Raw genomic sequence first — 14624 nt, forward strand, 5'->3', positions numbered from 1 at the left:
GGTATTGATAATCACCACACCTGGCTTCATCAGCCCAATCGTGTCTTTTTGAATGATATGTTTGGTTTGTTCATTCAAAGGACAATGCAATGAGATAATATCGGCCTTCAGCACTTCCATGAGGGGCTGATAATCTACCCCTGCTGCCATTAGTTCCTGATTGGCAATTAAATCGAATGCCACCACTTTACAGCCAAATCCCAGCATGATTTTGCAGAAAGCCTTACCAATATTTCCGGTTCCGATTACTCCAATGGTCTTGCCAAATAAATTGTATCCCAGCAGCCCCTGCAAGGCAAAATTCTGCTCTCTTACCCGGTTATAGGCTTTATGGGTTTTTCGGTTCAGGGTAAGTAACATGGCCACTGCGTGTTCTGCTACGGCTTCAGGCGAATAAGCTGGAACACGGCATACTTTAATACCGGCAGCTTTGGCAGCTTCCAGGTCTACATTGTTGAACCCCGCACAACGCAGGGCAATAATCCCCACTTTCATCTGGGCCAGTTGATCTATAATGCCGGCATTCACTTTGTCGTTCACAAAAACACAGATAGCGGTTGCTCCAGAAGCCAGTTTTACCGATTGTTCATCCAGGTGGGTTTCCTGGAAAATCAATTCAAACCCCTGTTGGTTGTATTGGGTAAAAAAGAGTTTGTCATAAGGTTGTGAGCTGAAAAAAACAATTTTCATACCCAAATATAGTTCAGAAAGCCTAAGCCACGAAGGGATAACCGTGATTATTCGTGTCAGGATTCGTACCTTCGCCCGAATTTTTTAAACCCTTATTTGCGGAATACCATGAGTGCTAAGTATGCAGAATTTTCAGGATTGAATTTACCCTTGATTGAAAAAGAAGTTTTGGCTGGTTGGAAAGCCAATGCCGCTTTCGAGAAAAGTATTGCTTTAAGGGAAGGGAAAAAGCCCTTTGTTTTTTTTGAGGGCCCACCCAGCGCGAATGGTATGCCCGGTATTCACCACGTTATTTCAAGAACCCTGAAAGACATGGTATGCCGGTATAAAACCATGCAGGGTTTTCAGGTAAAGAGAAAGGGTGGTTGGGATACCCATGGATTGCCCATTGAATTGGGAGTAGAAAAAGAATTAGGCATAACCAAGGAAGATATTGGTAAGAAAATCAGCATTGAAGACTACAATAAAAAATGCCGCGAAGCCGTACTTCGTTACAAAAAAGAATGGGACGATATCACTACCAAAATGGGATACTGGGTAGATCTGGAAAAACCCTATGTTACTTTTGAAAACGATTATATAGAAACCCTTTGGTGGATATTAAGTACCCTCTATAAAAAAGGATACCTATACGAGAGTGTAAGTATCCAGCCCTATTCTCCTGCAGCGGGTACAGGCTTGAGTTCCCATGAATTAAATCAGCCCGGTACTTACAAGGAAGTAAAAGATACATCTGCAGTAGCCATGTTTAAAGCAACACAGACTTCTTTAAATAGTGCTGCCTGGTATCAGCAAATGCAGGCAAGTTCTTCAGCCATTGGGTTTGAAGAAGAAGTTTTCTTCATGGCCTGGACCACTACGCCATGGACTTTACCATCTAACTTAGGATTAACCGTAGGGCCGAATATTGAGTATGTACTGGTTAAAACCGTGAATCCATACACGCTGCTTCCTGTGAATGTAATTCTTGCCAAAGCCTTGATGGGCAAGTATTTTAAAGCAGAAGGAGAAAATGCTTCTTTTGAGGGAATCAATGAAAAAACCAAAATTTTGCCATGGGTGGTATTAACCCAGTTTAAAGGCACCGATATCGCAGGCATGGAGTATGAGCAGTTACTGCCTTATGAAGCCAATTCGTTGAATGAAATTCTGGCCATCACTCCTGACGCCAAACCATTCAGGGTAATCACAGGCGACTTTGTTACCACGGAAGATGGTACCGGTATTGTACACACAGCACCTGCATTTGGTGCGGACGACTTTAAAGTAGGAAAGAAGTTCAACATCGGTATTTTAACGATGGTAGACAAGGAAGGAAAATTTGTAGACGGTTTGGGTCCATTCAGCAATCGCTATGTAAAAAATTACAAGGATGATCCGAATTATGTAGACGTAAACGTAGACATCTGTGTTCATTTGAAGAAAGAGAACCGTGCTTTTAAAGTAGAGAAATACGAACACAGTTATCCGCATTGCTGGAGAACCGACAAACCCATTTTGTATTATCCGCTGGATGCCTGGTTTATTAAAACCACTGCCGTGAAAGACAGAATGGTTGAACTGAATAAAACCATCAACTGGAAGCCCAAGTCTACCGGAGAAGGAAGATTCGGAAACTGGCTGGAAAACATGGTAGACTGGAATTTAAGCAGAAGCCGTTACTGGGGAACGCCTTTACCGGTATGGCGTACAGAAGATGGTACCGAAGAAGTATGCATTGGTTCTATTGCTGAACTGAATGAAGGAATAAGAAAAGCCAATGAAGTATTGGGCGGGGAAATCAATAAGAACTACTTACATCAGGGAATACTCGATTTGCATAAGCCTTATGTAGACGAAATTATACTGGTAAGCCCTTCGGGAAAACCCATGAATAGAGTACCCGATTTAATTGACGTTTGGTTTGATAGTGGTGCCATGCCTTATGCACAGTGGCATTATCCATTTGAGAATAAGGATTTAATTGATAAGGGAGAAGCTTTTCCTGCCGACTTTATTGCAGAAGGGGTGGATCAAACACGCGGCTGGTTTTATACCCTGCATGCATTGGGCGTGATGTTGTTCGATAATGTGGCTTACAAGGCGGTGGTGAGTAATGGTCTGGTGCTTGACAAGAATGGCAACAAAATGAGTAAGCGCCTGGGCAATGTGGTAAATCCATTTGAAACCATTGAGAAATACGGAGCTGATGCTACCCGCTGGTATTTAATTACCAATGCATCGCCCTGGGATAATTTAAAATTTGATTTAGCAGGTATACAGGAAGTGCAGCGAAAATTCTTCGGCACTTTATACAATACGTATCAGTTCTTCTGTCTCTATGCCAATGTAGACGGCTTCGCTTACAAGGAAGCCCCGATCCCGCTGGCGGAAAGACCTGAAATTGATCGCTGGATTTTATCTTCTTTAAACAGTCTTGTTAAAGAAGTAACCGAATACATGAACGACTTTGAACCCACATTGGCGGGAAGAGCCGTTGAACATTTTGTGGATGCTCAGTTGAGTAACTGGTATGTGAGATTGTGCAGAAGGCGTTTCTGGAAAGGAGAATACGAAGCAGATAAAATCAGTGCCTATCAAACCCTGTATGAATGTCTGGAAACCATTGTGCGATTGATTGCGCCCATATCACCCTTCTTCAGCGATGCAGTATTCAATCATTTGAATGCAGTAACCAACAGATTTGATGTTGGTTCTGTACACCATGCAGACTTCCCGGTTTACAATGCCAATATGGTAGACGCTTTATTGGAAGAAAGAATGGAACTGGCGCAGGAAACCTGTTCTCTTGTTTTATCACTTAGAAAGAAAGTAAATATTAAAGTTCGTCAGCCATTACAGAAAGTAATGATTCCGGTGCTGGATGTTCAGATGAAAGGCCAGCTGGAAAAAATGGAAGAACTCATTAAGGCTGAAGTGAATGTAAAAGAAATAGAATACCTGACAGCCACACAGGGGGTAATCAGCAAAAAAATAAAGGCCAATTTCAAAACCCTGGGCGCCAAACTGGGTGCATCCATGAAAGAAGCCGCAGGTTTAATTGCTGGTTTTACTCAGGAGCAGATAGCAGGTCTGGAACAAAATGGACATTGTGAGTTGGTATTGTCTAATGGTAGTTTTACCATTGAACTCGTAGATGTGGAAATTACAGCAGAAGATATACCCGGATGGAGCGTGGCTTCCAGAGGGAAATTGACCGTTGCCCTGGATATTACCTTAACAGAAGATCTTAAACTGGAGGGAGAAGCTAGGGAATTCGTCAATCGTATACAAAATATTAGAAAAGAAACCGGATTTGAATTAACAGACCGTATATTCGTAGAGTTACCCGAAGGCACCCCCCTTAAGCCTTCTATTATTAAATTTAACGATTATATTTGCCGCGAAATTCTGGCAGATGGCATTGAATGGAAGTCCCATTTAGAGAATGGAACCCCTATTGAAGTAAATGACATTGCACTAAACGTGGTTGTAAACAAAAAAGGATAAGACCTATGGCTACAAAAAAACCAGCCCCCAAAGCAACTCCCAAAAAAGCTGTAAAGGCGGCTCCAGCCAAAGCTGCAGCAAAACCCGCTGCAAAGGCACCAGCAAAAGCTGCTGCTAAACCAGTTGCTAAAGCCCCCGCAAAAAAAGCGCCGGCCAAAGCTGCGGTTAAACCTGCTGCAAAGGCACCAGTTAAAGCTGCTGCAAAACCTGCTGCAAAAGCTCCTGCCAAGAAGGCACCGGTAAAAGCTGCTGCTAAACCAGCTGCAAAAGCACCAGTAAAAGGGGGAAATAAACCAACGGCAAAGCCGGCTGCAAAACCTGCTGCCAAAGCGCCTGTTAAACCGGTTGCCAAACCAGCTGCTAAGCCAGTAGCAAAAGCGCCTGCTAAACCAGCGGTAAAAGCACCTGTTAAACCGGTTGCCAAGCCAGTACCCGTTGCAGCGCCTAAGCCTGCTCCTGCTCCTGCTCCGGCAAAACCAGTGGTAGTTCAGAAGCCCGCTCCTAAAGCGCCTCCTGCTCCCCCAGTTAAACCCGTAAAAAAAGTGCCAGGTCCTATTAAAGATGTAAAAGTTCCCAAAATCAATACCAAATCGAGCGTAACCTATAATCCCGGTTACACTCCATTAGAGAAAAGAGTAGAAGCACCAAAGCCACAAGGTCCGTTGGTGAAATACAATGATACCGATTTGGCTGAATTCAGAGAGCTGATTAATAAGAAACTGGAGGCAGCTAAAAAAGAATTGGCGTATTTACAAGGGCTAATTACCCGTAAAGATGAAATGGGTGGAGACAATGATGATGCCCGTTACATGACCATGGAAGACGGAACCATGAGCATGGAAAAAGAACAGTTGAGTCAAATGGCGAGTCGTCAGATTACCTATATTGACCACCTGGAAAAAGCCATCATGCGCATTGAAAATAAAACCTATGGTATCTGCAGAGTTACCGGACGCTTAATTGACAAAGCAAGATTGCGTGCTGTTCCTCATGCTACATTAAGCCTGGAAGCAAAGCTGGGATTGGTAAAGCCCAATCAGGACTAATAACTGAAATACAAATTAAAAGATAGGTCCCGGTTACAAAGTAACCGGGATTTTATTTTACCTCCTGCATATCTACCAGCTTCTTATAAATGCCGCCCTTGGCCAGTAGTTCATCATGGGTGCCTCTTTCAGCAATTTCACCTTTCTGTAAAACAATAATTTCGTTGGCGTGACGGATGGTACTAAGTCTGTGTGCAATAACAATGGAAGTTCTGTTCTGCATCATATTGTTAATGGCATCCTGCACCAGTCTTTCACTTTCGGTATCCAATGAGGAAGTGGCTTCATCTAAAATTAAAATAGGAGGATTCTTTAAGACAGCCCTGGCAATGGTAACTCTCTGTCTCTCTCCTCCACTCAGCTTGCTGCCCCTGTCTCCAATATTGGTTTCGAAACCATTTTCTTTTTTCTGTATAAAATCCAGTGCATTGGCCACTTTTGCCGCCTGTTCAATATCTTTTTGGTGTGCATTGTCTACCCCCAATGCAATATTGCCTGCAATGGTATCATTGAATAAAATGGGCTCCTGTGTAACAATGCCCATTAAAGCACGAATGCTGTGTAAGGAATAATTTTTAATATTGATTCCGTCAATCAGAATTTCTCCACCACTAACATCGTGAAAACGAGGAATTAAATCGGCCAGACTACTTTTGCCTGCGCCGGAAGATCCAACCAGGGCAATGGTTTTACCCTTTTCAATGGTCAGGTTGATATTTTTCAGAATGGGAGTATCATTGTAAGCGAAGTTTACATTCCTGAATTCAATGGAATAATTAAAGCTGGCGAGTTCTCTGGCATTGGGTTCGTCGGTAACCAGGATGGGTGCCTGTAAAATTTCTTCAATTCTCTGAATGGCTGCACTGCCTCTTTGTGCGTTATAAAATGCAGTAGACAAAGACTTGGCCGGATTAATAATCTGTGTGAAAATCACGATATAGTTAATAAAGCCAGTGGCTTCCAATCCTGCTTCATTGTTCAGTACCAGTCTTCCTCCAAACCATAAAATACAGCTGAGTACCATCACCCCCATGAATTCAGACATGGGTGAAGCCAGGTCTTTTCTGAAATTCATTTTGTTGCGGATATGGTTCAGGTTGTTGTTGGTAGAAAAGAAACGGTTGCGCAAAATCTTTTCTGCATTGAATGCTTTGATGACTCTTAATCCTCCGAGGGTTTCGTCGAGGATACTCATTAAACTTCCCAGTTCTTCTGCAGAAGCAGTGGATTGTTTTTTAAGTGAACGACTCACTCGTCCTATGATAAAACCGGTTAAGGGAAGCAGCACCAATAAGAAAACAGAAAGTACTGGACTTATGTAAACCAGCACACTCAGGATAATCAGAATATTCAGCGGATCCCTTATTAGCCCTTCCAGCGTGCTCATTACACTCCATTCAATTTCATTGGCATCGTTGCTCATGCGGCTGATGATATCTCCTTTTTTCTGCTCTGTAAAAAATCCAATGGGCAGCTGTAATATCTTGGCGTATAAATCGGAACGAAGTTTGGTCATTACATAGTTGCGCATGGGCGCCAGTACCCTGAATGACAAATAGGTAAAGGCATTTTTAAAAAAGATGGCAATAATAATTACGATACAGATGGCGCCTAAAGCGTATACTTCGCCCTGTTCCTGAATCAACATACTCAGGTAATATTTTAAATGCGCTAAAACAGCATCGGCACCGTCCTGCGGAAAACGCAAGGTGGGTTTAGCCATAATTAATTTTTCCTTGGCAAATAAAAGCCCCAGAAAAGGCGCCAGCATCACCAGTGAAATCAGGGAAAAGGCAATGGACAACAGATTAAACAGTACATATAATACAATGTTTTTCCGCTGGCTACGCAGGTAAAATAAGATCCGCTCAAAACGCTTCATACAGGAATAAATGGTGAAACAAGGCAAAGTAACTAATTTTACACCCATAAACCTTATAATATGGAGGAAGGAAAAAGACAAAGACAGGTAGCAGGGGCATTGCAGGAGCAATTCAATGATATATTCAGAAGATTAAACCTGGCTATGATTGATGGCGGAATGGTGTCTATATCCAATGTAAAAGTTACACCGGATCTGCTGGAAGCCAGGGTGTATATCAGTTTATTCCAGGTAAAAGACGAAGCCGCAGTAATGAAGAAAATTGAATCCAAAGCCTGGGAAATTAAAAAGGAACTCGCAGATAAAATGAAACATCAGTTAAGAAGAATTCCTGTGATTCATTTTTATAACGACGATACCCTGGACTATGTATTTAAGATGGAAGAGATCTTCAAGAAAATAAATGATAAAGAGAAATGAATCTTCTCTTTGCCTGGCGATATTTCCGATCTAAAAAAACAACCAATGCCATCAATATTATTGCAGGTATTTCGGTAATGGCCATCGCCGTAGGCACTGCTTCTTTAATTATTATTCTTAGTGTATTCAATGGTTTTGAGTCTCTGGTAAAAGGACTGTACGGAGATTTTTACCCGGCCTATAAAGTGGTGCCTTCAAGTGGTAAAACTTTTACCGTAAATGCCAGACAACAGACGGAGTTAAAACAGCTGAAAGGCTTGCAGGCATTTAGTTATGTGGTAGAAGAAAAAGCCTTGTTAACAGGCGCTTATCAAACCATTGTCACTTTAAAAGGGGTGGAAGAAAGTTATACCAAGGTAAATCCTATTCAGAAATACATTCGCAGAGGCAGTTTCAATATTGGTAATGATACCATTCCGGGTATTGTAATGGGAGGGGGGATTGAAAACGCCGCAGGCATCAATACCGAAAAAGTATTTGAAGCGGCTACGCTTTATTTTCCCAATCCTCAGTCTAGTTTAACTCAGACCGATGGACTGAATGCTTTTTCTGTTATACCCACCGGCGCTTTTATTGTGCAACAGGATTTCGACAATACCTATGCGTTTACCAACCTTCGCTTTATGCAGTATATGCTGGGCTTGCCCGCAAATACGTACAGTGCCGTTGAAATCAATGCCAAAGGAAAAGAAGAAACCATCCGCCAGCAACTCCAATCTGTTTTTGGCAATCAGGTGCTAATTCAAAATCGGTATCAGCAAAACGCTTCTCTGTATTCGGTGATGCAACTAGAAAAATGGGTAATCTATTGCATACTATCCCTGATACTGGTAGTTGCTGCATTCAATATGATTGGTGCCCTGAGCATGTTGATTCTGGAGAAACAAAAAGACATTGCTGTATTACGTGCACTGGGAGCAACACCCGCCAGAATCAGAAGAATTTTTTTATTAGAGGGATTATTGCTCTCTGCTATTGGAGCAGGTTCCGGAATCCTACTGGGCGGATTAATCTGCTGGTTGCAGGAAAGCTTTCACCTGATTAAATTAGGGGGTACTACTTTCATCATAGATTATTATCCGGTTCAGGTACAATGGACCGATTTTATGCTGGTAGCTGCAACGGTTGCTGCCATTGCCTTTTCGGCCGCCTGGGTAACTGCGCAAAAAATAAGTGCGCAGACTTTTCAGTTGCGCACTTGATCTTATGTATTCTTTATATTACTGACTATACAGTAAATGCTTAATTAGTAGTCCCCTAAGGTCTCTTCCAACTGTCCCAAAGCTTTGGCCAGTTGATCATTGGAAGGAGCAATACCATGCCATTCGTGGCTGCCTTCCATGAAGTCTACTCCCTTGCCCATTTCTGTTTTCATTAAAATACAAATCGGTTTTCCCTGACCGGTCATCGATTTGGCTTTATCCAGAGTAGCAACCACCTCTTCCATCTGGTTGCCGTCCATTTCCAACACCGTCCAGTCGAAGGATTCAAATTTGCTTTTCAGATTTCCTAAAGACATTACTTTACTGGTAGGTCCGTCAATCTGCTGACCATTCACATCAATAATGCTGATCAGGTTATCTACTTTATGGTGGGCAGCAAACATTACTGCTTCCCAGATTTGTCCTTCCTGTAATTCTCCGTCTCCGTGCAGAGAGAAAACCAGGTGCGGATCATTGTTCAGCTTTTTGGTAAGTGCAGCACCGGCGGCTACGCTCATTCCCTGCCCCAAAGAACCACTGGCAATTCTAACACCAGGTAAATGTTCATGGGTGGTAGGATGCCCCTGCAAACGGGTATTGATTTTTCTAAAGCTGGCCAGTTCCTTAACATCAAAATAACCAGCTCTGGCTAACACTGAATAATACAAAGGAGAAATATGACCATTCGATAAAAAGAAAAGATCTTCTCCTTTTCCATCCATGGAAAATGCCACATCGTGTTTCATGGCATGGAAATAAAGAGCAGTAACCACATCGGCACAACCCAATGATCCACCCGGATGTCCACTTTGAACCCCATGTACCATGCGGACAATATCCCTTCTGACCTGGGTTGCCGTCTTTTGTAAATCAGCTATACTTGCCATACAGAACCGTTAATTTTACGGCGAAGATAAAAGCATTTGGTTAGGATTCATTCATTAAATTTGCGCCAATTAATAAAATTGTATGTCAGAAGAATTAGGGTTAATAATTGACGATGCCGCCGATACTATGAAGAAAGCCATTTTACACTTAGAGGTAGAGCTGGTTAAAATCAGGGCAGGAAAAGCCAATCCCAATATGTTGGATGGTATTACAGTAGATTATTATGGTTCACCAACGCCTATAGCGCAGGTAGCCAATATTACCGTTCTGGACGCCAGAACCATCAGCATTCAGCCATGGGAAAAAAATATGCTGGCACAGATTGAGCGTTCTATTATGGCAGCCAATATTGGCATTACTCCACAAAACGATGGGGTACAGATTCGTTTGTTCATGCCTCCGTTAACGGAAGAAAGAAGAAGAGAGTTGGTGAAGAAAGCAGGTGGGGAAGGAGAGCACGCCAAAGTAGCCATTCGTAATATCAGAAGAGATGCTATTGAAAGCGTAAAAAAATTACAGAAAGACGGGTTAAGTGAAGACGCAGCCAAAGATGCGGAGAAAGAGATTCAGGAATTAACCGATAAGCATATTGCCCTGGTAGAAAAGCACCTGGCTGCCAAAGAAAAAGAAATGATGACTGTTTAATTATTTCTTATTGGCCAGATAAACGCCAATCAATATAATTCCACAGCAGGTGATCTGTAAAAAGTTCACCTGCTCTCCATACCAGATTCCCCATCCAATTGCCACGAAGGGAATTCCATAGGTAACCATTGAAGCAAACAAAGCTCCGGCTCTTTTTACCAGCATGTAAAAAAGAACGGAAGCTACTGCAGTTCCGAATATTCCCAATACGCCTGATGCCAGTGTTGATTGCAGGTAAACCGTTTCGGTAAGTGGCAGTGAAAAATAGCCTGTATAAGAAAGAATGATGCCGCAGGGAATCATCAGAAATACAAAAGCCAGTGCGGCAATTTCAATGGATCCAATGCCCTGCATATGCCTCCCTACCAGGTTTACATTAATGCCATAAAAAAGGGTAGCCAATAAAACAAGAAGCGCATAGGAAAAATACTCCATATTTATTTTGGAGCCAGCTGCTACCAACAGAGACAAACCAATAAATCCTACTATAATACCCAATACCTGAAGGGTTTTTACTTTCAGCTGAAAGAAAGAAACCCCGGTAATAATAACAAACAATGGCGTGAGGGCATTCATGATACCAGCCAGTGCACTGTCAATTCTGGTTTCTGCAATACAAAATAAATAGGCCGGGAAAAAACTACCTAATAATCCGGATAATACCACCACCCCTCTTTTGTTGGCCGGAATTACTCTCAGGGCCTTTACTGCAAAGGGCAACAGTACCATGCCTGCGCTAATTAAACGAATAGAAGCAACCTGATAAGGGCTCAGCACATTCATGCCTTCTTTCATTAATACAAAGGAGCTACCCCAGATCAAACACAGTAAACAAAAAATCCCCCAGTTAATCAGTTGTTTCGGCACAGTAAAATTTTTTCAAAGATGCAATAATAAACGCTTTCAAAAGGGAATGGTTCTGAAGATTTTATTATATTGGATAAACAAAACTTATTTTTATGGGTCTGATTAAAGAATTTAAAGAGTTTGCCGTAAGAGGCAATCTGGTAGATACTGCTGTTGCCTTTGTAATGGGGGTTTCTTTTGGAAAGATAGTTACCTCCTTTGTAGATGGCATGGTTATGCCCCTGGTTGGGATGCTTACAGGTGGCGTAGATTTCAATGACAAGAAATGGGTATTACAGGATGCTGCTGCTGCAGTAAAAGATGCAGCGGGTACCGTTGTAACCCCAGAAGTAACCGAAGTCTCGGTTAAGTACGGTGCATTTATTACCAACCTGATCGATTTTGTGATTGTGGCTTTTGCCGTATTCATGGTTATCAAGGCCCTTAACAAAATAAAGCAGGAAGCTACTCCGGCAGCCCCGGCTACCCCTCCGGGTCCTACAGAAGCCGAAAAATTACTGGCCGAAATCAGGGATTCCCTCAAAAAAGTGGATTAAGACCTTTTAGTGGATAACTATTCGGGAAACAGGGCTAAAATAGGCCCTGTTTTCTTTTCTTTGTAAAAAACCGGAACGTGAGCACTGTTAATTATCAGATTAAGTTAGATCAGTTTGAAGGACCTTTTGATCTTTTACTATTCTTTATTGAAAGGGATGAATTGGATATTTATAATATTCCCATTACCAAAATCATCAATGACTTTCTGGAATATATTCATGGTTCAGAGAAATTGAATATTGAACTGAGCTCTGAGTTTATCTTATTTGTTTCAACTTTAATGCGCATCAAGGCCAGATTGTTACTGCCAAGAAAAGAAGTGGATGCAGCAGGTAATGAAATTGATCCCCGTCAGGAATTGATTGACAAAATTCTTGAGTACAAGAAGTTTAAGGAAGCAGCTGTTCAGATGGCAGAAATGGAAGCCATGCGTATGTTGATGGTGAAGCGAGGTAACCTGCAGAAAGAAGTGGCATCTATTGGAGAAGAAGCTTCTGAAGGAACGGAGATTCAGAATATTACGTTGTTCAAACTGATGAAAGCATTTGAAAAAGTAATGCAGCGTGTGCACGATCGTCAGAACAAGCCCGTTCATACAGTGGTTCGTTACAATTACACCATGGAAGGCAGCCGTGATTATATGCTGGATTTTATTGGCAGGGAAAAAACAGTTGCTTTTGAAAAAGTTTTTGAAATCTGTGAAGACAGAATTCACGCCATCTTTTTATTCTTATCTATTTTAGAATTGTCTCAGCAGAAATACATGAAGCTGCTGGTTGGGCAGGGCATGAATAACTTCATTGTAGAATGGAATGAAAACCGCGAAGCGGATATTGCCGATGAAGGGCTGACCGAAGAAGAAAGAAACGAACAGGAAAACGATTTTGATTCAGAAGAAGCATAAAAAAAGGGTAGTGATTTCACTACCCTTTTTAATTATCCTAATACGCTTGAAGCGATATTTACTTTGTCTTTCATTAGCTCTCGCACTGCTTCTGCAATACCTTCTGCATCATAGGCACATTCTCTGTGTAATTCTTTCGGACTGCCGTGTTCTACTAAACGATCCGGAATACCCAGGATTTTTACATTCGCCTTGTATCCGTTTGCGTTCATGAATTCCAGTACAGCCGATCCGAATCCTCCTACAACCGTACCGTCTTCAACGGTAACAATTTTGGAATAGTTGCTGAAAGCTTCGTGTAATAAATCTTCATCGATGGGTTTCACAAATCGCAGGTCGAAATGCGCAGGGTCGATGCCTTCGGTTCTTAAACTACGAATAGCTGCCTGTGCAAAATTGCCCGGATGACCAAAACTTAAAATAGCAACGTCTTTTCCGTCTTTTAGTTTTCTGCCTTTACCTATGGATAAAGCTTCAAAAGGCGTTCGCCATTCCGGCATGGTTCCTTCTCCTCTTGGGTAACGAATTACAACAGGATATTGTGTTTCTTCGAGCTGAGCAGTGTACATGAGATTGCGCAATTCCTTTTCGTTCATTGGCGCTGCAATAATTAAATTAGGAATACAACGCATAAAAGAAATATCGTAGCAGCCATGATGGGTGGGTCCGTCTTCTCCTACCAATCCAGCCCGGTCTAAACAAAATACAACAGGTAATTTCTGTAAAGCCACATCATGAACTACCTGGTCGTAAGCACGTTGCATGAAGGAAGAATAAATATTACAAAACACACGCAAACCCTGTGTGGCCAAACCTGCACTTACGGTTACTGCATGTTGTTCGCAAATGCCCACATCAAAAGCACGGTCCGGCATTTTGTCCATCATGAATTTCAAAGAGGAACCACTGGGCATGGCGGGTGTAACCCCCATGATTTTTGGGTTCGCTTCTGCCAGTTCAATCATGGTATAACCAAATACATCCTGGTATTTGGGAGGCTGTGGGGTATCCATTTTTTTCTTGAAGATTTCTCCCGTTGTTTTATCAAATAAGCCCGGTGCATGCCACTTGGTCTGGTCTTTCTCTGCCAGTTCATAACCCTTACCCTTGGTGGTAATGATGTGCAATAATTTAGGACCCGGTATATCTTTTAAATCTTTTAAAGTATCTACCAGCTTGGTAATATTATGCCCATCAATCGGACCAAAATAACGAAGCTTTAATGCTTCGAATAAATTACTGCTCTTGTTTACAACTCCCTTAATGCTGGCTTCCATTTTAGAAGCCATTTCCCTGCTGAAATTTTTTCCAACAGGCAGTTTGCCCATCAGGTTCCAGATTTCATCTCTTACTTTATTATAGGTTGGGGATGTGCTGATATCGGTTAGGTATTCCTTGAGCGCACCTACATTCGGGTCGATGCTCATGCAGTTATCGTTCAGTATAATCAATACATCGCTGTCGGCAACCCCTGCGTGGTTCATAGCTTCAAAAGCCATACCAGCGGTCATGGACCCGTCACCAATAACGGCTACTGATTTCCTGTTCTCGCCCTTGTATTTAGCGGCGATTGCCATCCCCAAAGCAGCAGAAATAGAAGTGGAGGAATGTCCTACGCCAAAAGTATCGTATTCGCTTTCCGATCTTTTCGGGAATCCGCTCAATCCCTTGTATTTACGGTTGGTGGGGAACTGATCTCTTCTTCCGGTAAGAATTTTATGTCCGTAAGCCTGGTGACCTACGTCCCAAACCAATTGGTCATAGGGCGTATTGTACACGTAATGAAGCGCAACGGAAAGTTCCACTACACCCAGACTGGCGGCAAAATGTCCGCCGTGCACGCTTACAACATCTATAATATATTGTCTTAATTCGTCGCAAATCTGGTGTAATTGAGCCCTGCTGAGTTTCTTTAAATCTTCAGGGCTATTGATATTCTTGAGTAAAGGACCAGGAACAAACTCCATTATTGGGTTATTTAGTAAGTAAAAATACAATAACAAAGCTTAAAAAGGAAGGTTCGCCCATTGCTTACTTTAATTTAAGCCAACCAC

At 42.2% G+C, this 14624-nt stretch carries 12 protein-coding genes; 7 read left to right on the plus strand and 5 right to left on the minus strand.

Features of this window, described 5'->3' with window-relative positions; genetic code table 11:
* A partial coding sequence (locus tag P767_RS17230; RefSeq protein WP_037351910.1) for an NAD(P)-dependent oxidoreductase occupies positions 1-690 on the minus strand: 690 nt, incomplete at its 3' end.
* A gap of 108 nt (positions 691-798) precedes the next feature.
* Here P767_RS17230 and ileS point away from each other — a divergent pair.
* Positions 799-4179 (plus strand): isoleucine--tRNA ligase, encoded by a 3381-nt coding sequence (gene ileS, locus P767_RS0114155; RefSeq protein ID WP_026765052.1) that lies wholly within the window; start codon positions 799-801, stop codon positions 4177-4179.
* A gap of 5 nt (positions 4180-4184) precedes the next feature.
* On the plus strand, positions 4185-5225 hold the full coding sequence (locus P767_RS17235) for a TraR/DksA family transcriptional regulator (protein WP_037351913.1): 1041 nt from the start codon (positions 4185-4187) through the stop codon (positions 5223-5225).
* Between the two features lie 52 nt (positions 5226-5277).
* Here P767_RS17235 and P767_RS0114165 read toward each other — a convergent pair whose 3' ends face one another.
* Positions 5278-7155, minus strand: a complete 1878-nt coding sequence (locus P767_RS0114165) for an ABC transporter ATP-binding protein (RefSeq protein WP_245586902.1) — start codon at positions 7153-7155, stop codon at positions 5278-5280.
* A gap of 12 nt (positions 7156-7167) precedes the next feature.
* On the opposite strand from P767_RS0114165, the gene rbfA reads away from it, so the two are divergent.
* Positions 7168-7527: a 30S ribosome-binding factor RbfA gene (gene rbfA, locus P767_RS0114170; protein WP_026765054.1), complete on the plus strand. Its 360-nt coding sequence runs from the start codon at positions 7168-7170 to the stop codon at positions 7525-7527.
* Positions 7524-8729 carry an FtsX-like permease family protein gene (locus tag P767_RS0114175; protein ID WP_026765055.1) on the plus strand — a complete coding sequence of 402 codons (1206 nt, stop codon included), beginning with the start codon at positions 7524-7526 and terminating at the stop codon, positions 8727-8729. Before rbfA ends, P767_RS0114175 begins: the two co-directional genes overlap by 4 nt.
* Before the next feature lie 44 nt (positions 8730-8773).
* On the opposite strand, the gene P767_RS0114180 is transcribed toward P767_RS0114175, so the two are convergent.
* Entirely contained in the window at positions 8774-9616 is an 843-nt protein-coding gene (locus P767_RS0114180; RefSeq protein ID WP_026765056.1) for a transketolase, read from the minus strand.
* Between the two features lie 82 nt (positions 9617-9698).
* Between P767_RS0114180 and frr the strand changes: the two genes are divergently transcribed.
* Positions 9699-10262: a ribosome recycling factor gene (gene frr, locus P767_RS0114185; RefSeq protein WP_026765057.1), complete on the plus strand. Its 564-nt coding sequence runs from the start codon at positions 9699-9701 to the stop codon at positions 10260-10262.
* On the opposite strand, the gene P767_RS0114190 is transcribed toward frr, so the two are convergent.
* Entirely contained in the window at positions 10263-11129 is an 867-nt protein-coding gene (locus tag P767_RS0114190) for a DMT family transporter (RefSeq protein WP_071840096.1), read from the minus strand. It abuts the gene before it with no gap.
* Positions 11130-11221: 92 nt separating this feature from the next.
* Here P767_RS0114190 and mscL point away from each other — a divergent pair, with 92 nt between their 5' ends.
* Together mscL and P767_RS17240 are read left to right on the plus strand one after the other, a co-directional pair.
* Positions 11222-11665, plus strand: a complete 444-nt coding sequence (gene mscL / locus P767_RS0114195) for a large-conductance mechanosensitive channel protein MscL (protein WP_026765059.1) — start codon at positions 11222-11224, stop codon at positions 11663-11665.
* 77 nt (positions 11666-11742) lie between these two features.
* Entirely contained in the window at positions 11743-12570 is an 828-nt protein-coding gene (locus tag P767_RS17240) for a segregation and condensation protein A (protein ID WP_051417371.1), read from the plus strand.
* Between the two features lie 32 nt (positions 12571-12602).
* Here the strand turns inward: P767_RS17240 and dxs are convergent, their stop codons facing one another.
* Entirely contained in the window at positions 12603-14537 is a 1935-nt protein-coding gene (gene dxs / locus P767_RS0114205) for a 1-deoxy-D-xylulose-5-phosphate synthase (protein WP_026765060.1), read from the minus strand.
* Between the last annotated feature and the right edge of the window lie 87 nt (positions 14538-14624).

It is taken from the genome of Sediminibacterium salmoneum NBRC 103935, from assembly GCF_000511175.1.
Lineage (GTDB): Bacteria > Bacteroidota > Bacteroidia > Chitinophagales > Chitinophagaceae > Sediminibacterium > Sediminibacterium salmoneum.